Below are 23688 nucleotides of genomic sequence, written 5' to 3'. Positions count from 1 at the left end.
TGTTTACCGTCCCTACTGGCATGTTGTGGCACGGTCTCTTGGTCGCCTGGTCAGACTGGCGCGAGGAGGTCCTTGGCGACGCATGAGGCGCACGGCCTTCGTGCGTGCCAGCTTCAAGTGGGGGATCACGGTGCCCGCCGGCATCCGGAGAGTCCGCGTCGCCGCTTCCCGCAGCCTGAAGATCTCATAGAGGTCCGCGACCTTCGGGATGTATTGGGTGCGGCACGTGTTCTCCCGGGGGGCGTACGTGTAGACCGCCTCCGAGTCCCTCAGGACCGCGAGGCTTTCTCGCAGGCGGCCCGGGGCTCATTCGAGGGACGAGTAGCCGTACCGCACCGGGCGAGTCGGCGGTCACCCGCGGGCACACCGGATTACCCGGGAGAGTTCCTGCGGCTCTCGTTCGGTATGCCGGATGGGGTGGGCGCGGGATCTGGGAGGAGGGCGATGAGAGCTTGGCCGGTGTTCTTGCCGGTGCTCAGGCTCTGGAGGGCCAGGTAGGCGTTTTCGATGCCGTGGGTGATGGTGGTGGGGCAGGTCAGAGCTCCGGTGGTGAGCCAGGTGGTCATTTCGGTGCTGAACTCCGGGAAGCGTGTGGCGTAGTCAAAAACTTGCACGCCGGTGAGGCGCAGGGCTTTGCCGATGACGAGGGGGAAGTTGTCGGGCCAGCGGATGTGTTCTTGGGTGTATTGGGATTGCATGCCGCACAGCAGGACGCGTCCGTGGGGGTTGAGGGCGTTGAGGGCGGCGGCGAGGTGGTCGCCGCCGACGTTGTCGAAATAGACGTCGATGCCGTCGGGGGCGGCGGCTTGGAGCTGGTCGGCGAGGCTGCCGTGCCGGTAGTGGATGACGCCGTCGAAGCCGAGAGTGTCGGTGAGAGTGCGAGCCTTGTGGGGGCTGCCGGTGCTGCCGATGATGCGGGTGGCACCTTGGAGGCGGGCGATTTGCCCGGCGATAGCGCCGACCGCGCCGGCCGCGGCGGAGATGAACACGGTGTCGCCGTCGGTGATGTTCCCGCCGTCTTTGAGGGCGCCGTAGGCGGTCAGGCCGTTCAGGCCCAGCGGGCCGAGGTAGACGGTCGGGTCCAGTCCGGTGTCGGCGAGTTTTTCCACGGCAGTGGCGTCGGCGACGGTGTGGGTGCGCCAGGCCAGGTCGTGGCGGACCAGGTCGCCGGGGGCGAGGTCCGCGGCGCGGGAGGCGAGGACTGTGCCGATGGCAGGCCCGGTCATGGCCTCCCCGACGCCATAGGGCAGGTAGGGGGAGGTGAGGTTGAGGGGACCGCGGACGCCGCAGTACTGGGCGGCGGGGGTGGGCAGCATGCGCCCGAGCATGGAGGTGTGTACGGACATGCAGGTGTTGCGGATCAGCACCTGTCCCTCGGTGAGGTGCGGCAGCGGGCGCTCTTCCAGCCGGACATGTCCGTCGTCCAGGAGGTCGCCCGGGCGGTGGTCGAGGACCCAGACGCTGGTGTGGTCCGGCAGACCGGTTCGCTGGGCGGGTTGGCCGTGCGCGGAGGCTGCGTGAGGTGTCGGAGGCTGTCCTGACCGGGCGGTGCGGGCGTGTGGCGGGGCTCCCTTCGCGGCGGGGTGGGGTGCGCGGTGAGGCTGCGGGGCGGGTGTCGGTTCCGCGCTGGTGCGGGGGTGGTGGGGCAGGTGGTCGTTGAGGTGATCGGTTAGTGCGGTGATGGTCGCTCGGGTGTGCAGGACGGTGCGGGGCAGCGGGATTCCCAGGGTCTCCTGGAGGCGGTTGCGCAGCCGGACGGTGATGAGGGAGTCCATGCCCAGGGCGGGCAGGGGGATGTGCGCGTCGATGCGGTCGGGCGGGCAGCCCAGGAGTGCGGCGGCCTGATCAGTCAGGAGGTCTTGCAGCAGCTGGCGGCGTCGGCCGGGCGGGGCCTGCAGTAGTGCCTGGAGCGGCGCCTCACGGCCGGTGGGGTGGTCGGCCTGGCGGGTGGGCGCCGCGGCGGGCAGGAGGGGGGTGAGGTAGGGGGAGGCGGCGACGGCGGGGTAGGGCTTGAGCCAGCGGGGGAGGTCGAGGGCGACGAAGCCGGTGTTGGAGCGGGCATGGGTGAGCAGGAGTTCGAGTCCGGCCAGGGCGTCTTTGAGGGGGATGGCGGCAAAGCCGCGGGCGCCCAGGGTGCGGGCGCCGATGCCGGCCTCGGCCCAGGCGCCCCAGTTGATGCCGGTGGCAGGCAGGCTGGCGGCCGCGCGGTGGGTGATGAGGGCGTCGAGCCAGGCGGAGGCGGCGGCGTACGCGGTCTGGCCGGGGGAGCCGAGGAGCGGGACGAAGGAGGAGAAGCCCACCCACCAGTCCAGGTCGAATGCTTCGCTGGCCTGGTGCAGCAGCCACGCTCCTTGGGCCTTGGGGCGCCAGACCCGCTCCAGCAGGTCCTCGGTGAGGCCGGCGGCGGTGGCGTCGTCGACCACGGCCGCGGCGTGGATGATGCCGCGCAGGGTGTGGCCGTGGCGTTCGGCGGTGCGCAGCACTTCTTCGGCGGTGCCGGGCTCGGCCAGGTCGGCGCAGACCACTTCGATCCGCGTGCCGGTGCGGCGCAGTTCGTTCAGGAGTGTGTGGGTGTGCTTGTCGGGTTGGGAGCGGCTGTTGAGGACGATGGTTCCCGCGCCCTTGTCGGCCAGCCAGCGGGTCAGCACCATGCCCAGGCCGCCGAGCCCGCCGGTGATCGCGTAGGCGCCGTCGTGGCGGACGAGGGGGACGCGGTCGGGCGGCAGGCAAACGGTGACGGTGCCGGTGGGCCACCGGTAGGCCGCGGACCTGAGCGAGGGGGTTTCGCGAGCCAGGTGCTCCAGGGGCAGCTGGGTGACGGGTAGCAGCGGTAATGCCTCTTGGGCAAGGGCGTCGGCGACGTCCCGTAGCAGGTCTGCGGCCGCACCGGGCGTCGCGCTCAGCAGCGCCGCGATGTCCACCACGCGTGCTGTGATGCTCCCCGAGTCGGGTTCTGCCCCACGGGAGGTGGTGGCCAGGAGCTGGCCTGCCGGTGCCAGGAGGCGCCGGGCGTGCGGGTCGGGCTCGGCGCTGGTGTCGACGATGATGTCCCATAGGCCGCTGCCGTCGGCGGCCGAGGCGATGGTGTGCACCTGGGCCTGGGCGGCGGTGGCGGTGTGCCGGGCAGCCACGGCCAGGGGCTCGGAGCCGAGGATCAGGACGCGGTCGCCGGGCCGGATGCGAGCCAGGTGGTGCAGGCCGTAGCGGGCGGTGAGGTAGGGCAGCAGCGAGCCGGCCAGCGTAGCGGCGTCCAGGTGGTTGGGCACCGGTATGCACCAACGGTCTTCGACGGTCAGATGGCTGACCGGGTCTGGGTCGACGACTACGGCGGCCACCTGCTGCCCAACGGCCAGGGTCGCCTGGGGTCCTGTTGCCGTCACGGCGCCGGCGCAGGCGTACAGCGGTGGCGCGCCGGGGCCGGCATCGGGGCGGCAGGTGGTGTGTACGGCGACACTCACCTGGTGCTCTGCCGGCTCGGGAGGCGGTTCGGTGGCGGTCAAGGTCACAGTGGCGCCGTCAGGCTCGGCGCGTACCGGCACCTGGCCGATCCGGCAGACGGTGGTGCGACGCTCGGCCGGACTCAAGGGGGCAGGGGACAGGCGGGCGACGTGGCGCCGACCGTCTCGCCAGGCCACCTCGTCCTCAGGGTCGTCGGCGAGCAGCTGGGCGGCGATGGCTTCGGCGGGGGTGAGGGTGTCGGTGTCGCAGAGGGCGGGGCGCAGTTCGGGGTGCTCGTACAGGAGGGTGCGCAGCGCCCCGCGCAGCCCGGCGTGGCCCAGCGCGACGGGGTCGCCCTCGCCGAGGGTCTGGCCGTGGTGGCTGAGGACGTGCAGGCGGGCGGGCGGGTGGCAGTCTGTCAGGGCCCGCACGGTGGTGATGAGGCGGGCCGTGCGCCGCCGTGCCCGCTCCACGGCGCCGATGTCGGCGCCAGTATCCGGTTCCAGGACAAGAACGGCGTCGGTGAACGGTTCCCGGGCCTGCTGCAGGGCCGTAGCGAGGACCTGCCGGGCCTGGTCTTCTTCGTCTTCAAGGAGCAGGGCGAGCCGCGTGAGGGTGAACGGGGGTCGGCCGAGGGCGGCTTCGAGGTCTCGGTGCCAGGGGTGGAGGTCCGCGGTTTCGGTGATCATCAGCCAGGTGGCGTGCTGCCGGCTGCGGGAGGTGGTCAACGGCTGGGGCTGCCAGCGGTGCTGGATGATGTAGTGCTGCAGGCGGGCGGCGCCCGGGTCCTTCGGAGAGTGGGCGAAGCGGATGTTCTCGGCGCGGCCGACCACCTTCCCGGCGGAGTCCAGCAGCCGCAGCGAGCCGGTGACGGTGTGCTCATCGAGTTCGTCGGCGCGGACGTGGCAGTACACGCCGGTGGCCGTATCCCCGTGTACCCGCAGCTCGCCGATGCCCTGGGGGTAGGCGATGCCCTCCGGCAGGTCGATGCGGCTGGTCCACAGAGCCAAAAGCGTCTGCAGACACCCGTCCAGCAGCACGGGATGCCAGGCGAAGCTGTCGGTGTGCGGACGGGCCGCGTCGGGGACGGCCAGGCGGGCCAGGGCTTCGGGCCGGCTGGCATCCGGTGACAGGTGCAGGCTCTGGAAGGTGCGGAAGGCCGGCCCGTAGGCCACGGCGCAGGTGGCAGCCCAGCTTTCCCGCAGGTGGGCGATGTCCGTTTCGAGGGGGCAGGAGCGTTGGAGTTCTTCTACCGGTACGCGCGCGGGGCCGGTGTCGTCGGCGGCGGGCGCGAGGGTGGCGCCTGCGTGCGGCTCGAAGCCGTCACTGGCGCGCGCCATCACCGTCCACGCGGCCGTGCCGCCTTTGTCCTGGGCACTGGAGACCAGATGCACCGGGTCCTCGCTGAGGAGAAGGAAGGCGTCGAAGGACACCTGTCGCACGGACACCTTCTGCACCGGCTTGCCGAAGGTGTGGGCGGCGGCGGTCAGAGCCATTTCGCACCAGGCTGCCCCAGCCATCGCCGGCTCCCCGGAGGCCTGGTGGTCCTTCAGCCAGCCCTCGCGCTGAGGGTCGACGGTGGCCTGCCACAGGTGCCGCCGGTGATGGGCTGGGTCGAGGATGTGCACGCCCAGCAGCGGATGTACTTCCCGGACACTGCTGTTGGCGGCGGGCAGGCCCAGGCTCAGCTCCGACGGTTCGATCCAGTGGTGCCGCTCCTCCCAGCAGGTGCCCGGGACATCCACCAGCCGCCCCCTGACATGCGTGCTCCAGGGCACGGGGAAGCCGGCGCAGTGCACGGTGGCCAGGTGGGCGGCGAAGTCGCGCATCTCGTCCCCGTCCCGCCGCAGGGTGGGAACGACCACCGCCTCCCCGGCACTGCGGGCCGTCAGGGTCTCGGTGATCGCACCTGCGAGCAGCGGGTGGACGTTGACTTCGACGAACAGCCGGTGGCCCGCAGCGTGCGCGGCCTCCACGGCCGCGGCGAACCGCACCCGGTGGCGCTGGTTGGCCGCCCAGTACCCGGCATCCAGCCTGACCGGCGCACGCGGATCTTCGGTGACGGTGCTGTAGAAGGCCAGGGACGGACAGCGCGGCTGCAGGTCGGCGAGCCGGTCGCGCAGTGTGGCAAGAATGGGGTCCATCTGCGCCGAGTGGGAGGCCACCTCCACGGCCACCCGGGCGGCCTCCACCACCCCTCCTTCTTCCCACTGGTGCAGCAGCCGTTCGATCTGGCCCGCGTCCCCAGAGATCGCCGTGCTGCCCGGAGAAGCGACGACCGCCACCTCCACCTGGTCGCAGCTGTGCTCCACCAACGTCCTGGCCACCTCGTCAGCGGGCAGCCGGACCACGGCCATCGCCCCGCCACGGACCTGGGTGAGCAGCCGGGAGCGGCGGCAGATCACCTTCACGCCGTCGGGCAGACTCAGGGCCCCGCAGGCCACCGCGGCGGCGACCTCGCCCATCGAGTGCCCGATGACGGCCGTTGGCACCACCCCCCGGGCACGCCACATGGCCGTTAGCGCCACCTGCAGGGCGAACAGTGTCGGCTGGACCCGCTCCACCCCGCTCACTACCGTGTCGGCGGCTAGGACCTCGCGCAGCGAAAAGCCGCTTTCCGCCTGCGCCAGCGGCTCCAACTCCTCCAGGGCGGCGGTGAACGCCGCATCCCGGGCGAACAGCCCCTGGCCCATGCGGGCCCATTGCGAGCCGTGGCCGGAGTAGACGAACACCACCCCACGCTCCTGTGGCCCGGCCCGGCCCACGGTGACGGTGGCCGCCGGTTGACCGGCCGCCAGCCGCCCAAGCCCCTCGGTCAGCTCGCTCCGGTCGCCGACCACCACAGCGGCCCGGTGCGCCCCGTGCGAGCGCCGCACCCCCAGCGTGTAGGCCACATCCCGCAGCGGCTCCCCGGCACCGTCCCCCTCCAGCCAGCCCGCCAGCCGCGCCGCGGTCTTGCGCAACGCCCCCGACGAAGCGGAACTGATCAGAAACGTCCGGGTCCGTGCAGGGGACTTGCCGTCCGGATCGGGCAACTGCTGCGCCGGTACGGTAGGGGCTTCCTCGACGACGACGTGCGCGTTCGTGCCGCCGACCCCGTAGGAGGAGACCGCCGCCAGCCGGGGCCGGCCGGGCAGCGGCCACTCGGCCGCCTGTGTGGGTACGAACAAGCGGCATCCGTCGGCATCGATTTCGGGGTGCCACCGGGTGAAGTGCAAGCTGGCCGGCACCTGGCCCCGCTGCAGGCAGACGACGGCCTTCAGCAGTCCCACCACACCGGAGGCGGGCTCGGTGTGGCCGATGTTCGTCTTCACCGACCCGATCGCACACCGCCCAGGCCCCGTCCCGTAGACCTCCTTCAGCGCGGCGAACTCCCGCGGGTCACCCACCGGTGTGCCCGTGCCGTGAGCCTCAACCATCCCCACTCGCCCGGCCTCCACTCCGGCGCGGCGCAGTGCCTCGCTGAACACCGCGACCTGTGCTCGCGAGGAGGGCACGGTCAACTGGCCGGAGTGGCCGTCCTGGTTGACGGCCGAGCCCCGCAGCACCGCCAGGACCCGGTCCCCATCGCGCTGTGCGGCGGCCAGCAGCTTGAGGACGACCACGCCGCAGCCCTCGGCCCGCAGGTAGCCGTCGGCCCCCTCGTCGAAGGCTCGGCACCGGCCAGTGGGTGAGTACATTTGCCACCGTGCCGAGGCCGCGCTGATCTCCGGCCCCAACGCGGCCGAGACACCGCCCGTCACCGCAAGCGAACACTCGCCGGACCGCAGCGCCTGACACGCCAGGTGCACGGCCACCAGGGACGAGGAGCAGGCGGTATCGACCGCCAGGCTCGGACCGTGCAGATCCAGCAGATACGACAGCCGTCCTGCCCCCACCCCGTGCACGGCGCCGGAGAACCAGTACGCATCCGCCTCCTGCGGACGGCGGTGCCCGCGCAGCAGGTTGTCCATCGAATACATCCCCGTGAACACCCCCGTCCGCGAGCCGCGCAGCGTCTCCAGCGGGATTCCGGCGTTCTCCAGCGCCTCCCACGCGACCATCAGCAGCAGCCGGTGCTGCGGATCCAGCCAGGCCGCCTCCTGCCCTGACATCCCGAACGCCTGAGGATCGAACGCCCCGATATCCCCCGTAAGCCACCCACCGACCCGCGTCAACGCCGCCACCTGCTCCGGCAGGACCCGCCCCAGCGCCTGAGCGTCCCACCGGTCCTTCGGCACCGGACCGACGGTCTCCCGCCCTTCTTCCAGCAACCGCCACAACGCGCCCAGCGAGTCCACGCCACCCGGCAGACGACACGAAGCCCCGACCATGGCAACCGGCTCGGCCGGCCCCCTGAACGAGCTGTCACAGCATTCGAGCATCATTCCCCCGGGTGGCGCGAACTGACTCTCACACAGGCCGGCGGACACCCACGCGTTTCCTCCGGTCTCGACAGGCACGTAACCTGCTCATGCTGGCAGGCGACGCTGACGGCCTAACCCTCGCCGCTCACACAGCATCTGCACTCTCACTCACCGAAAAGCAGCGCACCGGGACCGCCGGGAAATCGGGCTGACGAGATTCTGCCGCGCGCAGCATCCGCTACTCAGGAAAACGCCGCCACACGTGTTTCACCGTTTCGTTGTCGATCATTTCCGCCACGGCGAGCAGTGAGGTTCCGTTCAGGTCACGGAACTTCCCGGTGGTGCTGCGCGCGTGCAGAACGCCCTCGAAGCGCACCGAACCCCCGCGCACGTCCCCAGAGGCGCTGCCCGTCAGGACCAGCTGGTCACCGCCCTGCACCGCCTGCAACACGATCGTCACCGTCGCCGTCTCGGTCCCGTCGGCCAACCGCACCGACTCGTGGGTCGCGATGTCGGTTACCTGGTGGCCGTCCACCTCGCCCCCACCGGCGGCCGAATACTCCAACCGCACCGTGTCGTTTTCCACATCCGTAACACGAGTCGCATTGACCTTGTTGGTGATACGGCCTATCACGTCACTGGACACGCCCCGCCCCTCCCTCTAAAGGTCGGTTTTATAGGCACGGTAAGGACGGGCAGTAAAAACCACCAGTCCGCATCCGGCCACCTTCCAAGATTCAGAGGGATCTTTCAGCTTTTATAGCGCACCTCCCTGTAGTGGGTGATTTGCGATGAAGCTGAGACGGGCAGGGAGTCCGAAGGAAAGTGCGAAGCGAGGTGGAATTCGGCATCGAGGTCACCGTGCCATGCCAGTGCTGCAATGGCGCCTCCACAATGACGACTGAGAGGTTGTTATCGAATAGTTTGCAGTAACTCATGCTATTCAGTGCCGGGTTAGCTGGGTCTGTGAGTGTTTTCCACCCTCACTCTGAGCTAGCCAACCGGGCACGGATGCTGCGCTCGGGGCGCGATGAGGCGGCGAGTAGGGCTCGCCCCGGTCGAGCTCCGCCAGGCCGCGCGCACCCAGTCGATTTCGTTGAGCCCTGCTGTCGCACAGGCGCGGTGCGCTGCCCAGCGGGCGAGCGCGCGCTGTTCCTCGGGACCTGCGGCGTCGATCGCATGCACGAGTGCGGCATCGAGGCCGACGAGACCCTCGGGACAGCCCTTGAACCCCCGGAGCCTGCCCCGGACATCCCGCAGTCGGTCGCTGGGCAGGCGCCCGCTCCACGCGTCCATCTCCTTTCGAAGCTCGGCGTGTTCCTCCTCCTCGCGGGCCTGGCGCTCTGCCTCGGCCCGCTCCTCTGGGGTAGGGCCTGGGGGCTGCTCGCGCGCGAACTCGTGCCAACAGGCAGCGGTTCGGCTGGTTTCCTCGACCACGCGGTCCGGGGCCGGCGGGCTCGGCCAGAATCGCAGCAGCTACTCATCCAGCACGGGTTCGCCCGCGTCGCGTACCGCGTTGTGCGTCTCGTCCATACCTCGGCAGTGGTAACGGACCCGGTACGAGGTCTCGGAGAGGGGGAGCGGATACCGGGGGTAGCCCCATTCCACGAGATAGGTCTTGTCCGATACGGCTCGGAACGACACCTCGACGATGTCCTCCCAGGCGTCGGCGTCCAGGGAGGTACGCGGAGAAGGGGCCGGACGGATTGCTGTTTGTGTGTGTGTGTGTGGGGGGGGGGGGGGGGGGGAGGGCAAACCGTTCCGGCGCTCCACCTTCGGGCGAAAATGGCGCAAGGCCCGTACGCTGCGTCGGCATGCCGGACGGCTTCCGCTTCTACGATCTTCGTCACACTGGCCACACGCTCTCCACGCGCTCCGGCGCCACTCTGAAGGACACCATGGTCCGGGCCGGGCAATCGTCAGAGAAGGCCGCGCTCATCTATCAGCACTCAGACCGCGAGCGTCAGAAGGAAGTGGCGCGGCGGCTGGGCAATCTGGTGCGGGCCGAGCGTCAGAAGGGGCGCGCTGACCAGCCGAAACAGGAGGCAGGTGGTGCGAAGGTGGTGCGCGACGCCTGAATCGGTCTAGACAAGGCGATGGCCCAGGTCGGGGATCATATCCCTGGCCTGGGCCTTAGCTGTTGGAGCGGGTGACGAGAATCGAACTCGCGCTCTGAGCTTGGGAAGCTCATGTTCTACCATTAAACTACACCCGCGTAAGCCGCCCCCGTGAGGGCGTCGCATCGTCGCATACTCTACCCCATTGATGACCCCCGGTGCATTGACCGTGGGGTCTTCGTGCTGTTGGGGAGTGGGTGGCTGGAGGGTGGGACCGGGAGTGGGGAAGCGGGAGTTGGGGCGTACGGTGGTGATCGGAGTGCCGGGTGGGGTGGCGCCTGACTCATCCCCTAATGTGGCTTTTGTCGTTCACGCCCACTGGGGAAGGGGATCAATGAAGCGCACCGTCGTCCGTTGTGCCGAAGGGCATGTGTTCAGCACCGCTTCGTTCCCGATGCGGAACCTCACCGCCGACCGCCTCGGCCCCGGACGGCTGTTGCGCTGTCCGCGGTGTGCCCGGCTTCGGCACGCGGTGCCTGTGGTGCTGGAGCAGCGCTAGTCGCGATGGCGTGTGGGGCCCGGCCCGGTTGGGTCGGGCCCTTGGCGTCTGTTCGGCCGCGTATCCTCGTGGCGTGCTTCTCTCAGACAAGGACATCCGGGCCGAGATCGATTCCGGGCGTGTGCGGATTGATCCGTACGACGCCCACATGGTGCAGCCGTCGAGCATCGATGTGCGGCTGGACCGCTACTTCCGGGTGTTCGAGAACCACCGGTACCCGCACATCGATCCGGCCGTCGAGCAGCTGGATCTGACGCGCGAGGTCGTGCCGGAGGGGGATGAGGCGTTCATCCTGCACCCCGGTGAGTTCGTACTGGCCTCCACGTACGAGGTCGTCAGCCTGCCCGACGATCTCGCGTCGCGGTTGGAGGGCAAGTCGAGTCTGGGGCGGCTCGGGCTGCTGACGCATTCGACGGCCGGGTTCATCGACCCCGGGTTCTCCGGGCACGTGACGCTGGAGCTGTCGAATGTGGCGACGCTGCCGATAAAGCTCTGGCCGGGGATGAAGATCGGGCAGCTGTGCCTGTTCCGGCTGACGTCGCCCGCCGAGCACCCGTACGGCTCCGCCAAGTACGGCTCGCGGTACCAGGGCCAGCGCGGGCCCACGCCCTCGCGGTCCTTCATGAACTTCCATCGGACGCAGGTCTGAGCGAGCCATGGATGGGGGCGCCGGGTCTGGACGGAGGACCGGCGCCGTATGACGTTGCTCTGGGCGAGACGCGGTGGAGCAGAAAGACGCGGAGTGAGATGAGTGCGGTGCGGGAGAACCTGACCTACGACATTTTCGGGCGGTCGATTCGCGAGCTTGCGCAGACAATCGCTGATGACGGCTACGAGCCGGACATAGTGCTCTCCATCGCACGCGGTGGCGTCTTCGTCGCCGGCGGGCTCGCCTACGCGCTCGACTGCAAGAACATCCACCTGGTGAATGTGGAGTTCTATACGGGCGTGGGGACGACGCTGGAAATGCCGGTGATGCTCGCGCCGGTGCCCAACGCGATCGACTTCTCTGACAAGAAGGTCCTCATCGCGGACGATGTCGCCGACACCGGCAAGACGCTGAAACTGGTGCACGACTTCTGCCTCGGCTCGGTCGCCGAGGTGCGCAGTGCGGTGATCTATGAGAAGACGCAGTCGCTGGTGAAGTGCGAGTACGTATGGAAGCGCACGGACGAGTGGATCAACTTCCCGTGGTCGGTGGAGCCGCCTGTGGTGCGGCGCGAGGGGCAGATCCTCGACGCGTAGCGGGTGCTCGCGGCAGTAGGCGGTAGGCAGTGGCTGAGAGGGCCCCGGAATCCTGTGGAGCGGATTCCGGGGCCCTTTGCCATTGGCGTGTGCACGGGATGTGTCGGGTCGCCGCGCTCAGGGAGATCGGGCTCTGCTCCGTCCGCAGCGGATAGGCCTGATGAGAGCTTGCAAGAAAAGCCAAGCGATTCCGCAAAAGCGGGTCATCGCATACTTGCGGCCAAGACGGCTGATAGGAAACAAAGCGTGGCACGCCGAGTTAACCGCCTATTGTTCGCAATTTGTTGAGTGGGAGATGCGGGTGTGTTGTCGGGGCTTTTCGGTTGGGTAATGGAAAGGTATTGCGCGGGTTAGGGGGTGATCCAGGTTCAGGGCGGGCGGGCCTGGACCAGAGGCATGGTCGGCTCGTACCGAACGGGAAAAAGACCCATGGGGGAAACATGCGAGTCAAGACAAAGGCGGCGGCCGTTATCGCTGCCGCCGGTGCCGTGATCTTCTTCACCTCGACTGCGGCGTCGGCGGCGTCCTGGGGCGGCTCCATCAACGGTCCCGGCGGAGGTGCGGCCGGTGACGTCAGCGTCGCACTGCGTGGGACCAGCAAAATCGATATGAAAGTGATCGACACGAAGTCCGACGGCTATTGCGCGCAGACGCGCCGCATTGCCGACCTCCCGGTCTACAACGACCGCGAGTACGACAGCCCGAAGGCCTGCGGCCACCAGACGGCCAAGAACTGGGGCAAGGAGATCTACGAGAGCGGGACCATCCGCGGGGCGAAGCTCCAGATGTGCCGGGTCCACTCGGACGGCTCCGGTCGGCACTGCGAGACCAAGCACTACGTCAAGGCCGGCTGATTCAGGTCCTCCCCTCGGCGTCGTACATTCAGCGCCTTGGTCACTCTCCATCGAGACATGCACGCTCCGCTGAAAAGGCCCCTGGAATCCGGGTGGATTCCAGGGGCCTTTCGCCGTGTCCGGGGCCGCGTGACCGCGGCGGCGCGGCGTCGTGCGGCTGGTTACAGCGTGCCGAGCTTGATGATCGACAGCAGGGCGATGAGCTGGATCGCCGACGCGCCGAGCGCCTTCGGCCATGGCAGGTCATGCGACTTGCTGATCATCGACGTGAACAGCGCGCCCGCGGCGAGCCACGTCGCCCAGCCGATGAGCTGGACGAGGGAGCTGTCGCCGCCCAGGAACATCGCGAGCAACAGGCGCGGCGCGTCCGTGATCGACATGATCAGCATCGACAGGCCGATGGTCGGTGCCCACGCGCCGTCGCCGCCGAGCTGGCGGGCGAGGGTGTGCGTGACCGCGCCCAGGACCAGGCCGCTGAGCAGCACGGCGACACCGGTGCTGAGCATCGCCGGGATGCTGTTCGACATCGACGCGTTCAGTACGTCCTCGCGCGCCTTGTCGAAGCCGAACACCGCGAGCAGCCCGTAGATGAAGGTCACGGTGAGCGCGGTGGGCCACATCGTGTAGTCGCGCATCTGCCAGAAGGTCGCGCCGGGGCGCAGCACGATGCCGCGCAGCAGGTCCTTCCAGCGCAGCCGCGGGCCCACGGGCGGCGCGGGGGCCTGACCGGCGCGGTAGGTGTTGACGTAGCCGTCGTCGTGTCCGTCGCCGTAGCCGTCACCCTGCGGGGCGTAACCCGGGTCCTCGCCGAGGCTGAACTGCTGGGTGTGGCCCGGGCTGTTGTCCGCGGCATACGGGCTCCGGCCGCCGTGGCCGTCCTGTCCGTAGTACGGGGCCTGGTCGCCGTCGCCGAAGTACTCCGGCTCGTCGTCGGGCTGCCCCGGCTGTGGCCACTGCTGCTGGCCGTACGGCTGCGGGCCCTGGCCCGGGCCGGGGCCGTAGGGCTGTCCCTGCTGGCCGTACGGCTGCGGGCCGCCCGGCTGCCCGTACGGCGGGGGCGCTTGTCGCGGACTGGGTTGCCCGGGGTGTCCCGGGTGCCCGGGGTGCTGCCCGTGCTGCCCTTGTTGTCCCCGCTGCCCCGAGCGGGAATCCCGTCCGCGTCCCATCCTGAATCCAGCCACGAATCGAACGTACCTGGTCCCGGGAACCTCGGTGCCGGGCCTTGGGGAACAGGCCGGGCATTGCGGCCGAGCTGTGACATCCCTTAGGGGAACCCTGGGGGGCTGGCCACCCCTGTTGACCTTGACGTTTGATCCACCGCCGGCTGCCGCGCGAGGCGCGCGCACCCACCCCGTTGATGATCAAGATTTTGGCTTCGCGGTGCGCTTCTCCGCCGCCTGCCCGCTCGCCGCCCGGTCCGCCCCCGCAGGCCGTCGAGATGAGCGCCCCCGCTCCCCGGCTCCCGGGCTCCCGGGTGAGGGAGCCAGGGGGCGGGGGCCCCGGATCTCAGTCCTTCAGCACTGAGCCGAACTCGTCGTTCTCCGCCTTCCGGCGGGTGAACTCGACGCCCGCCGGGCCGCCCGTGTAGCAGGCCAGCCAGCTGTCGTCGGACGCGTCGGCGTCCTTGGAGCCGTACGCGACCAGGCTGTTGCTGCCGTGGTTGCCGAAGTCCCCGGCGACCAGGCCGCGCGGCGCGACATCGCCCTTGCCGAAGCCGTCGGTGACCGCTGTCGCGTGGGACGGCTTGCTGCGGCTGGAGCCGTCGCCGTACACCCACAGCCGGGAGCCGGTGAGGATGACGAGGTTCTGGCCGCCCTCGTCGCCGTCCACGTCCGTGACGACGGCGTGAAGTGCGCGGCTGGGCAGGCCGGGTCAGCCGGGCTGCGAACTCCTCGCGCTTGTCTTACAGCGCTTCTCGTCCTGTGCCTCGCGCTCGAAAGCCGCTGGCCCCTCCCGGTGGTGGGAGGGGCCAGCGGCGCATGAGCGCGGGCGGGGGCTGCCAGGACTGCCCGGCGCCGGATGCCTCAGCTTTCGACGAAGCGGGTCCTGCGGTACAGGGTGATCCCGGCCAGCATCGCGGCTCCCGCGATCGGCAGAGTGCCCATCATGGCGAGGCCGTCGCCGCCCGTTTCGGCCAGCTGGCCGCGCTCCGGGTCGGCCACCTGGCGGCGGTCGGCCTGCGGCCTGTGGTCGGGGCCCTGCTCCGCGCGCGGTTCGGCGGCCGTACGACCGTCGGCGGCCGGACGACCTTCAGTGACCGTGCGACCGTCCGCGGTCGGGCGCGCGTCGGTGGCCTTGTGCGGGTGGGCGCCCTTGTGGTGGCTGGCCTTGTGCGGGTCGGCAGCCGACGGGTGGTCACCCGCGGGCCGGTCCTTGACCTGCGGCTTGCTGGCCGACGGGTCTTCCCTGGGCGCGCTGTGGTGCGGTGTGGCCTCCTTCAGGCGCTGGGTGGCCGACGAGTGCTCCCCGTGGTGCTGCGGGGCCGGCTGGTGCTTCCTGGAGTGGTGGGGGGCCGGCTGGTGCTTCCTGGAGTGCTGGGTGACCAGCGGGTGCTCCTTGGGGGCCTGGGCGGCCGGCGGCTTCTGGCCCTGCTTCGGGTCCTTGGCGCACTTGTCGTCCTTGGTCGAGCCGATGAGGCCGATGGTGGACGTCGCTTCGCTGCACGCCTTGGCCGGGTCGCCGACGGGCACCTGGCTGCCGTTGATGGAGGGCGCGCCAGGCGGCCTGGCGGTCAGTCCCTTGGTGAGCGCTCCCCGCAGACGACCGATCGGCCCCTCCGTGACCGAGCGCTCCGCAAGCGACCCCGCCAGACGATCGATCGGCCCCTTCGAGACCGAGCTCCCCTGCAGAGGCGAGCTTCCCTTCGCGGCCGGCTTCTCGGCACGCGGCGTCTCGGTGTTGGCGCACAGGGCGCCTTTGACCGGATTGAGCAGCCCGACCATATTCACTGTGTTGCCGCACAGGTTGGCGGGGATGTGGAACGGCGTCTGAGCCTGGTTTCCCGAGGCCGTGCCCTGGGAACGGGCGGTGGCCCCCTGCGCCCCTGAGTCGGCGTGCGCCGCGGTCGCACCGGACAGCACGGCACTTCCGGCGACCACGAGTTGCGCCAGAACTCTGTATTTCCTGGATTCCATGAGTCGTCCTTGAATTGAGATCAGGCAACAGTTCTGAGGACGTTGAGCACCTGATCGACTGTCTCTCGGAACGGTGAGCGGGGCCTCAAAGGAATCCGTGGCGGGGATTTTCTGCTCGAAAGGATGAACCTATGCGTTCGGTAGGAGGCATGCCGGATCGCTCGGCGGCGCACTGCGCACAAATGAACTGGTGGGGCGTACACGTGAACTGGCGGCGATACATGGTTGGATGCGCCGGGCCCACGAGGAGTTGGCCGCCAATTGGGTGAAACGGCCCGCCTGGAATGGGCTCCCGAGAGCGGGAACTCGTTGCCGTACACCTTTCCGGGTCTCCGGCAGGTTTTCGCATGCGCCCGGCGTTGCCGTTCCGCCCAGCGGCGGAGCACCCAGCGGCGGAAGCCGGGCCCGCCCACCGCCACCTGTGTCCACCGCCGGCTGTGCCCACCGACAGCTGCGGCTACCGGCGGCGGGCACCCGTACCCGTACTCGTACCCGCGGACGACCTACTCGTCGATGGTCGCGCCGAACGCCGCGTCCTGACTCGGCGCGTTCAGCGAGCCACCGCCGTACGTCCATGAGCCCGCCGACGTCAGGCCGCCCGCTCCGGCGGAGAAGACCCACACCACACCGTCGCCGGTGTTCTCGCCGGGCGCCGAGGCCAGCAGCCCGAACTTCCCGTCCTTGTTCGGGTCGACCAGCCGGACCTGGCCGCCGAAGGCGTCTGCCTGCTCGGCGTCACCGGGGACGTTCGCGCTGTTCTGGTCGTACGAGAGGGCCTTGTCGGTGGTGATTCCCTTCGCCGATCCGCGCAGCAGCCAGGCCGCTCCGGCGTCCCGCACCGTGCCGATGTCCTCACCGGACGCGCCGATGGCGAGGTCCGCGTAACCGTCGCCGTCGGTGTCGCCGAGTGAGAGGTCGGTGCCCCAGCCGTCGCCCTGCTCCGCCACACCGGCCACGCCGGGCGAGTCCTGGGTCCACCACTGGGGCGGGCTGCCGACGGTGCCGTCCTCGCCGACCGGGCCGTGCTCGCCGCCGAGGTAGACGCCGACCAGGCCGCCGGTCATCGTCTCTCCGCCGTCGTCGGGGCTGTGCGGCTCCGCGGTCACCAGGTCGTCGTACGAGTCGCCGTTGATGTCACCTGAGCTGGCGACCGGGCCGCCGCGCAGGTCACGCTGGTAGACGAGGCCGTCAGCCTGACCGGCGAGCAGCGCGGACCAGCCGTGGCCCGGCTCCTCGCCCGTGCTGACGCCGGATATGACGAGGTCGGCGTAGCCGTTGCCGTCGTAGTCGCCGGTGGTGAGGGGCGCCGGGAGGATGTCCCGTCCCTGGCCTGCGAACGCGGACTTCTCCAGGCTGCGCGGGGTGGCGGCCCGCTTCAGCGCGCCGGAGTCCTACCAGGAGATCTCCAGGTCGTCCCGGTCGAGGATGGCGAGCACGTCGCCCGGCGTCTCGCTGGTGAATCTCGCGGCGGCGATGCCGACGCCGTACATCTCCTTCGCCGTCGGTTCCGACGACTCACGCCAGGTGGAATCCCGACCGGTCAGACCTTCGCGCGAGCCCCACAGCACGGTGACGCCGCCCGCGTCGGCCACGGTGCCGATGTCCTCGTTGGGGATGCCGATGATGGCGTCGTCGTAGCCGTCCGCGTCCAGGTCGCCGGTGGCGATGGCCTTGCCGAACGCGTCGCCGGGCTCCGGAGTGCCGGGCACGCCCGCCGTCGACTGGTTGATGACCGAGCGGTTCGAGGTGTTGATGCCTCGGCTGGAGCCGTACTGCACGGCGACGTAACCCGCGCCCTTGTCGCCACCTACGGTCGCCTTCGGGGCGCCGAGCACGACGTCTTCATAGCCGTCGCCGTTGAAGTCGCAGTTGCGGTCGTTGGCAAGGGTGCCGCCGGGCGTACCGGCGTGGGCGGCGGGGGCGACGGTGATCGCGGCGCCCGTCATGAGGAGGAATGAGGCCGCTACGGCGGCTGCGGAACGGTTTTTACGCACAGTACGGCTCCTAGCGCGAGGAAATCCTGACGAGTGCGGGGGTGTACCGGAAGACGGGCCCGTCCCTTGCCGATGCCTGTATGACGACGGATGGGACAGAAGGGTTGTACGGAGTGCCGAGTGCGGAACGTGGAATGCGGAGTGCGGAGTGCGGAGTAGTGCGGAACGGCGACGGGCCTGCGCCCGTCTGCCGCCGTCCGTCGCCGTTCCGTTTCCCGAGTCCGCGTTCCTTCGCCGTTCCGGCGTCGCCGTCGTGTCCGGCGGATCGTGCTGGGGGAGCTCCTGTCCGTGCCCCTGCCCCGCCCGTGTGTCGCGGACCGCGGGTGCGTCGTGGCTGGTCGCGCAGTTCCCCGCGCCCCTGACGGGGCACACTGTGCGTCGTCCGATGCCGGGAACGCATGGGCCGCCGGACGCCCCTAGAACTCGTCCACCGTGTGCGGCGCATGGGCCGTGCGCAGTGCCGCGTCGAAGGACGCCGCCGCCCCCGCGGTGTGCTCGGTGGCCAGTCCGGCGCGGACGGTGGCGCTCACCGTCGTACCGCCCAAGTAGCAGGCGGCAAGGTCGCGTACGTCGATCGTGAGGTCGGTGGGCCGCGCCGCGCCGGTCGGCTCGTAGGCGCAGCCGTCCGGGGACGCGGTGAGGTGGTGACGGCCCGCGTTGGCGGGGATGTGGGCGTCGGTCACGTCGATGACCAGGTCGACGGCGGCGGCCCACGCGCGCCGCTCCAGTGCCGTACGGACATCGACCAGGCGCACCCGCAGCGCGGGGAACTCGCCGGTGACCCGGACCTGGTCGCGGTCGGCCGCGAAGAGCAGCAGCGGGTCGTCGGCCGGGCGTCCCCACGCGGTGATCTTGTTGGTCAGGTCGATCGACGCGAGGTAGCGCCACAGGGACGCCGCCACGGCGGGTGTGTCGGCCTCCAGCTCGTCGAGCCGGACCAGGCCGGGGGAGCCGTCGCCGCTCTTCGTGCGGTAGATCGCGTACCCGGCGAGCGGCGCGCCGAGCGCCACGACCCGGGGCGGGCTCAGGTCGTCGTCCTCCTCGTCCTTCTCGACCAGCCACTCCTCGCGCCACCAGGCCTCGGTACGGGCGAGGCGTCCGGCGCGGGTGGCGCGGGTGCGCTCGTAGTACGGGCCGACGAGGTCGGGCACGTCCGCCAGGTCGACCAGGCGCAGCGGCCGCTCGTCGGGGTCGATCCGCAGCCGCAGCGGCGCCCTGGAGTCGACCTCGACCGTCACGCCGTGCGTCGCGGGACCGAAGCCGAACCGGCCGTAGATGGCGTCCTCGGACGCCCAGAGGCAGGCGAGTGGCCATCCCTCGGCGGCGCACCGGCGGTACAGCTCGGCGATCATCCCGGAGAGCACGCCCCGGCGGCGGTGGGTCGGGGCGACGGACACGAACGAGGTCCCCGGGCAGGGGAGTTCACCACCCGGTACGGACAGCGAGAAGGAGAGCGTGGCGAGGAATCCGACGAGGTCGTCCCCGTCGTAGGCGCCGATGCGCAGGCACTCGCGCAGCAGGTCGTGGTGGTGCTTGCGCTTGTCGTCCTCGGGGCTCTCGTGGAAGACGAGATACGCGAGGGCGAGTGCGCGGTCGATCTGTGTCTCGGGGACTTCACGGAACTGGATGGAGGGGTGGTGTGATCCCATATTCCGGACAGTAGTTCTGGAAAGTCGTACAGGCATCCGCATTTCACGCCGGGTCCGGCCCGGCCGCACCATGCCCACGCCCACGCCCGCGGCTGCCCGCGTGGCGGCGGCTCCCCGCCGCGTGCTGGTCCGGTGCCGAGCCGGTGGCCGCGGCGTAGCGGCGGGCGAGTTCGTCGCACGCGGCGGTGAGTTCCGGGGGGCCGATGACCTCGATGTCGGCGGCGAACGTCCCGATCAGCGCGGCGACGCCCACCCATGACCAGGCGCCGAGGGTGAGACGGCAGCGGGTCGGGGAGACCTCCTCCACGATGGCGCCGCCGGGGGCCCAGCGGGCGACGACGGCGGCGGGAGCGTCGAGGATCACTTCGCCGCGGCACTGCCAGTGGTCGGTGGTGTCACCGCGGTCGAACTGGCTGGTGATGAACGTCGTGACGTCGGCGCCGGGCAGCTCGCGTGGCGTGAAGCGGAGGCGGGTGGGGGCGTGCGGGGTGATGCGGTCGACGCGGAAGGTGCGCCAGCCGGAGCGCTCCAGGTCCCACGCGACGAGATACCAGCGGCCCGACCAGACGACGAGGTGGTGCGGCTCCACGCGGTGCGCGGTCGCCCCTCCCGCCTCGTCTTGCGTGCTGCGGGGTGCGGGTGACGCCGCGTCGACCGCCGGGTGCGCTTCCGTGCCGGAGGCCGGGGGTGCCTCCGCGTCCGGAGACCGGTGCGTTTGCGTGCCGGGAGGCGCGGGTGACGCGCCGGGGGGCGGCATCGCTTCCGCGCCGGGCGGCGGGTGCGCCGGGCTCGCGTAGTCGAAGCCCAGCACCTCCCGGTTGCGTACGGCGGTGCCCAGGGCGAGGAGTACCCGGGAGTCGACCTGGGGGGCCGCCAGGTCCCAGTCGTTGCCGATCGAGGTGACCTGCACGGCGTCGATGCGCTGCCGCAGCCGCGCGGGCATGACCTGTTGGACGGTGGCCAGCGCCCGTTCCGCTGCCTCCCCGAGTCCCGCCACCGTCGAGGGGGCGGTCTGCAACGCGACAGCGACGGCGATGGCCTGATCGTCGTCGAACAGCAGGGGCGGCAGCTTCAATCCGGCGTCCAGGCGATAGGCGCCCCCCGGGCCCTTGGTGACCCGTACGGGATAGCCGAGCTCCCGGAGCCGGTCGACGTCCCGGCGCAGGGTCCGCGGGCTGACGTCCAGCCGCTCCGCCAGCATCGCGCCCGTCCACTCGCGTCTCGACTGGAACAGGGAGAGAAGGAGCAGCAGGCGTGCCGAGGTTTCAGCCATGACCCGGACTCTGCCAGGAGTAGCGGTCACTATGTGGCCACTACTCTTGCCACGCTGCTGGCATGACCAAACTTCCCGCCGAGAGCGGCGAGGCCGGTGCCACCCCGGCCTGCCCGCAGGAGCCAGCCACCGTTTCCGGACCCTCAGCAGTGATCGCCCTCATCGTGGTGCTCGTCGCCGCGTTCATGGAACTCCTCGACGCCACCATCGTGAACGTCGCGGCCCCGGCGATAGCCGAAGACCTCGGAGCGAGCGAGGCCGCGATCCAGTGGACGGTCGCCGGGTACACCCTCGCCCTGGGCGCGGGGCTGATCACCGGGGGCCGGGTCGGCGACCAGTTCGGACGGCGACGCGTCTTCCTGATCGGGCTGGCGGGCTTCGCGGTCGCGTCCTCGGCCTGTGCCCTCGCCCCGAGCCCGGCGTTCCTCATCGCCACCCGGGTCTGCCAGGGGCTCGCCGGTGGCCTGATGGTGCCGCAGGTGTTCGGCATCATCCGCTCGACCTTCGCGCCGGCGGCGCGCGCGAAGGCGTTCGGTGCCTACGGCGCGGTCCTCGGGCTCGCCTCCGTCGCTGGTCCGCTGCTCGGCGGCCTGCTCGTCGACGCGGACGTACTCGGCCTGGGCTGGCGGACGATCTTCTGGGTCAACATCCCCGTCGCGATCGTCGGGCTCGTGCTGGGCGCGCGGGTCCTGCCCGAGTCCAGCTCCGCGCGACGTACGCGACTGGACCTGCCCGGTGCGGCCCTCGCCGCCGCCATCTCGGTGTTCATCCTCCTGCCGCTGGTGCAGGGCCGCGACTGGGGCTGGCCCTGGTGGGGCTTCGCCCTCCTGGCCCTGTCCGTGCCGGCCGCGGCGCTCTTCCTCCGGCTGGAACGACGCCTGGTCGCACGCGGTGACCAGCCCATCCTTGACCCCGCACTGCTGCGCGTGCGCGCGTTCAGCGGCGGTCTGGCCGCCTCCGCGCTGTTCTTCGGGGCGATCAGCTCGTTCTTCCTGCTGCTGTCCCTCTACCTCCAGCTCGGCACCGGACGGTCGGCCTGGGAGACCGGGCTGATCATCCTCCCGTACGCGATCGGCTCGACGACCACCTCCGGTATCGGCGTCCAGCTGGCCGCCCGCGCCGGGCGCGCGCTGCTCATCACCGGTTCGCTCGTACTCGCCGCGTCGCAGCTCTTCCTGCTGCTCATCGTGCGCGACGGGGCTGACCCCTCGTACTGGGAACTGGCATGGCCGATGTTCATCGGCGGGCTCGGCCTGGGACTGACCGCGCCCTCACTCGTCAACGTCATCCTCACCGGAGTCCACGCGAAGGACGCCGGGGCCGCCGGCGGGGTCCTCACCACCGTCAACCAGATCGGAAGCTCCATCGGCGTGGCCGCTCTGGGTGTGCTGTTCTTCGACGAGCTCGACGCCGCCTCCGTGAACGGTGCCGGCCCGTCAGCCGTCTACGGCGACGCCTTCTCCGCGGTCCTCCCCTGGCAGATCGCGCTCTATGTCGCGGCGGCGGCACTCATGTTGCTGCTCCCCAAGCGCGCGGAACCACCCGCGGAGTTCGCCACGGACCCCGCCACGGACCCCGCTGCGGAAACCTCCACGCAGACCTCCACGCAGACCTCCACGCAGACCTCCACGCAGTCCTCCACGGGCCCTCTCGCGGGATCGGGTACGGAGCCCGGCACGGACATCGGCGCGCACGACCGGACCTCGCCGCGGCTCGGTGCGTGATCGGTTCCGGTCACAACACGGTCGGTACCCGGTCCGCGAGCGCATCAGTGGCCCGGGGCGGGGTAGGGGTCGGGCAGCGCCGCACAGTGTTCGCGCGGCGCGGTCGTACGTACTACGAGCAATGGAGGAGCTATGCCGGGCATCTTGAGCCGGATCAAGGCGTTTGCCCGTAGTCGAAAGGGACGCCAGCTGATGGACGCGGGGAAGCGAGCCGCCTCCGACCCCAGGAAGCGGGCGCAGGCCAAGCAGGCCCTCAGCAGGTTGCGCAAGCGCCGCTGACGGAAACCGCCAGGTGCCGTCAGAGACCGCCACCAGGACTGCCGACAGCAGACAGCCGGCAGTCGGCAGCCGTCAGTGGACTGCCGCCTGCCGCCTGCCGCCTGCCGCCAGAAGACATCGGAGATCGCCAGGAGCCAGGAGCCAGCGCCGGTTATCCGTGGTTGTCCACGGCTAGCCAGGGTTCGCACGAGTGGATCTCACGAGCGGGTCTCACCGCGGGTCGTACGAGCGGGACGAAAGACGTATCTCGCCCGATGGCTCCACACTGCCAGTTCTCAGTGGCATGATCCGCCAGGATCACGCTACGAAGAGGAACTTGAGCCGGTGAGCCGCGCCGCGAAGCGTGGCCGATGCGCAGAGATGCGAGTGACGAGGCGGACATGACGGAACATGCGAACTCCACCCCCAAGCCGACCGCGAGTGGTGAGATCGAGGTGACGGCGTCGCCGGAGCGGGTGTACGAGCTGGTCACCGATCTTCGGGTGCTGTCCGAGCTGGGTGAGGAAGTGCACGAGCACAGCTGGGTGGGCGGGGCGACCTCGGCCGTGGTCGGGGCCCGGTTCAAGGGGGCCAACAAGCGGGGGGCCCGGCGCTGGAGCACGACGGCGCGGGTGACCGCGGCCGACCCCGGGCGGCGCTTCGCGTTCGAGGTGACCAGCGGGCCCATCGCGGTCGCGATGTGGCAGTACGACATCGAGTCCACCGAGACCGGGGCACGCGTCGTGGAGAGCACGTGGGACCGGCGGTCGGGATGGTTCAAGGCGGTCGGCGGGCTGGCCACCGGGGTACGGGACCGGGACGCGGAGAACGCGCGCAACATCGCGACCACGCTCCGTCGGCTGAAGGAGCGCGTGGAGGCGGGGCAGCCGACCACGTGAGCTGACGGTGTGCCGGGGTCTGCGGGGCGTGGCTGACCCTGGTGCCGGCTGGGAGAGCGAAGAACGCGTGTGGGCGCGGACCGGTACCGGTCCGCGCCCACACGCGTTCGCGGAGGTGTCCCTCCGCCTGTGCCGCTTCCGCCGGTTACTTCACGGGTTCCGGCTCCGGCGCCTCGGCCGTCTCGCCGTCGCCTTCCGGTCCGGCGGGGATCTTGACGGAGTCGAGGAGGAGCTGGGCGACGTCGACGACCTGGAGGG

The 23688-nt window shown here is 70.4% G+C and carries 14 protein-coding genes, 1 tRNA gene and 2 pseudogenes; 7 read left to right on the top strand and 10 right to left on the bottom strand.

Annotated features, from left to right (window positions below; genetic code table 11):
* Positions 1–371: 371 nt before the first annotated feature.
* From AC5P1B_RS33130 to AC5P1B_RS33120, 3 genes are all read right to left on the bottom strand, one after another.
* A complete protein-coding gene (locus AC5P1B_RS33130; protein WP_493891715.1) occupies positions 372–7751 on the bottom strand; it encodes an SDR family NAD(P)-dependent oxidoreductase in 7380 nt (2459 codons plus the stop codon).
* A gap of 271 nt (positions 7752–8022) precedes the next feature.
* Positions 8023–8430 carry a hypothetical protein gene (locus AC5P1B_RS33125; RefSeq protein WP_493891714.1) on the bottom strand — a complete coding sequence of 136 codons (408 nt, stop codon included), beginning with the start codon at positions 8428–8430 and terminating at the stop codon, positions 8023–8025.
* 830 nt (positions 8431–9260) lie between these two features.
* Entirely contained in the window at positions 9261–9428 is a 168-nt protein-coding gene (locus AC5P1B_RS33120) for a hypothetical protein (RefSeq protein WP_493891713.1), read from the bottom strand.
* 20 nt (positions 9429–9448) lie between these two features.
* On the opposite strand from AC5P1B_RS33120, the pseudogene AC5P1B_RS33115 reads away from it, so the two are divergent.
* Positions 9449–9862 (top strand): annotated as a pseudogene (locus AC5P1B_RS33115) (tyrosine-type recombinase/integrase); the annotation flags it as partial.
* Positions 9863–9925: 63 nt separating this feature from the next.
* Here AC5P1B_RS33115 and AC5P1B_RS33110 read toward each other — a convergent pair.
* A tRNA-Gly gene (locus tag AC5P1B_RS33110) sits at positions 9926–9999 on the bottom strand.
* 474 nt (positions 10000–10473) lie between these two features.
* Here AC5P1B_RS33110 and dcd point away from each other — a divergent pair.
* From dcd to AC5P1B_RS33095, 3 genes are all read left to right on the top strand, one after another.
* Positions 10474–11049, top strand: a complete 576-nt coding sequence (dcd, locus tag AC5P1B_RS33105) for a dCTP deaminase (RefSeq protein ID WP_493891712.1) — start codon at positions 10474–10476, stop codon at positions 11047–11049.
* A 98-nt stretch (positions 11050–11147) separates the two neighbouring features.
* On the top strand, positions 11148–11645 hold the full coding sequence (locus AC5P1B_RS33100; protein ID WP_493891711.1) for a phosphoribosyltransferase: 498 nt from the start codon (positions 11148–11150) through the stop codon (positions 11643–11645).
* 440 nt (positions 11646–12085) lie between these two features.
* Positions 12086–12499 (top strand): hypothetical protein, encoded by a 414-nt coding sequence (locus AC5P1B_RS33095; protein WP_493891710.1) that lies wholly within the window; start codon positions 12086–12088, stop codon positions 12497–12499.
* A 161-nt stretch (positions 12500–12660) separates the two neighbouring features.
* Here the strand turns inward: AC5P1B_RS33095 and AC5P1B_RS33090 are convergent, their stop codons facing one another.
* The 6 genes and pseudogenes from AC5P1B_RS33090 to AC5P1B_RS33065 form a co-directional block, all read right to left on the bottom strand.
* On the bottom strand, positions 12661–13680 hold the full coding sequence (locus AC5P1B_RS33090) for a Yip1 family protein (protein ID WP_493891709.1): 1020 nt from the start codon (positions 13678–13680) through the stop codon (positions 12661–12663).
* A 325-nt stretch (positions 13681–14005) separates the two neighbouring features.
* Entirely contained in the window at positions 14006–14329 is a 324-nt protein-coding gene (locus AC5P1B_RS33085; protein ID WP_493891708.1) for a hypothetical protein, read from the bottom strand.
* A 194-nt stretch (positions 14330–14523) separates the two neighbouring features.
* Positions 14524–15633 (bottom strand): chaplin, encoded by a 1110-nt coding sequence (locus AC5P1B_RS33080; RefSeq protein ID WP_493891707.1) that lies wholly within the window; start codon positions 15631–15633, stop codon positions 14524–14526.
* Positions 15634–16136: 503 nt separating this feature from the next.
* Positions 16137–17627 (bottom strand): annotated as a pseudogene (locus tag AC5P1B_RS33075) (esterase).
* 416 nt (positions 17628–18043) lie between these two features.
* On the bottom strand, positions 18044–19276 hold the full coding sequence (locus AC5P1B_RS33070) for a GNAT family N-acetyltransferase (RefSeq protein ID WP_493891706.1): 1233 nt from the start codon (positions 19274–19276) through the stop codon (positions 18044–18046).
* 43 nt (positions 19277–19319) lie between these two features.
* Positions 19320–20549, bottom strand: a complete 1230-nt coding sequence (locus AC5P1B_RS33065) for a helix-turn-helix transcriptional regulator (protein ID WP_493891705.1) — start codon at positions 20547–20549, stop codon at positions 19320–19322.
* A gap of 62 nt (positions 20550–20611) precedes the next feature.
* Here AC5P1B_RS33065 and AC5P1B_RS33060 point away from each other — a divergent pair, with 62 nt between their 5' ends.
* From AC5P1B_RS33060 to AC5P1B_RS33050, 3 genes are all read left to right on the top strand, one after another.
* Positions 20612–22273 carry an MFS transporter gene (locus AC5P1B_RS33060; RefSeq protein WP_493891704.1) on the top strand — a complete coding sequence of 554 codons (1662 nt, stop codon included), beginning with the start codon at positions 20612–20614 and terminating at the stop codon, positions 22271–22273.
* Between the two features lie 132 nt (positions 22274–22405).
* Positions 22406–22552: a hypothetical protein gene (locus AC5P1B_RS33055; RefSeq protein ID WP_493891703.1), complete on the top strand. Its 147-nt coding sequence runs from the start codon at positions 22406–22408 to the stop codon at positions 22550–22552.
* A 380-nt stretch (positions 22553–22932) separates the two neighbouring features.
* Positions 22933–23430, top strand: coding sequence for an SRPBCC family protein (locus tag AC5P1B_RS33050; protein ID WP_493891702.1), 498 nt, complete (start codon positions 22933–22935; stop codon positions 23428–23430).
* Positions 23431–23688 lie beyond the last annotated feature (258 nt).

The sequence above is a fragment of the Streptomyces sp. A01 genome, from assembly GCF_059026195.1.
This window is presented reverse-complemented; position numbering and strand designations above follow the sequence as displayed.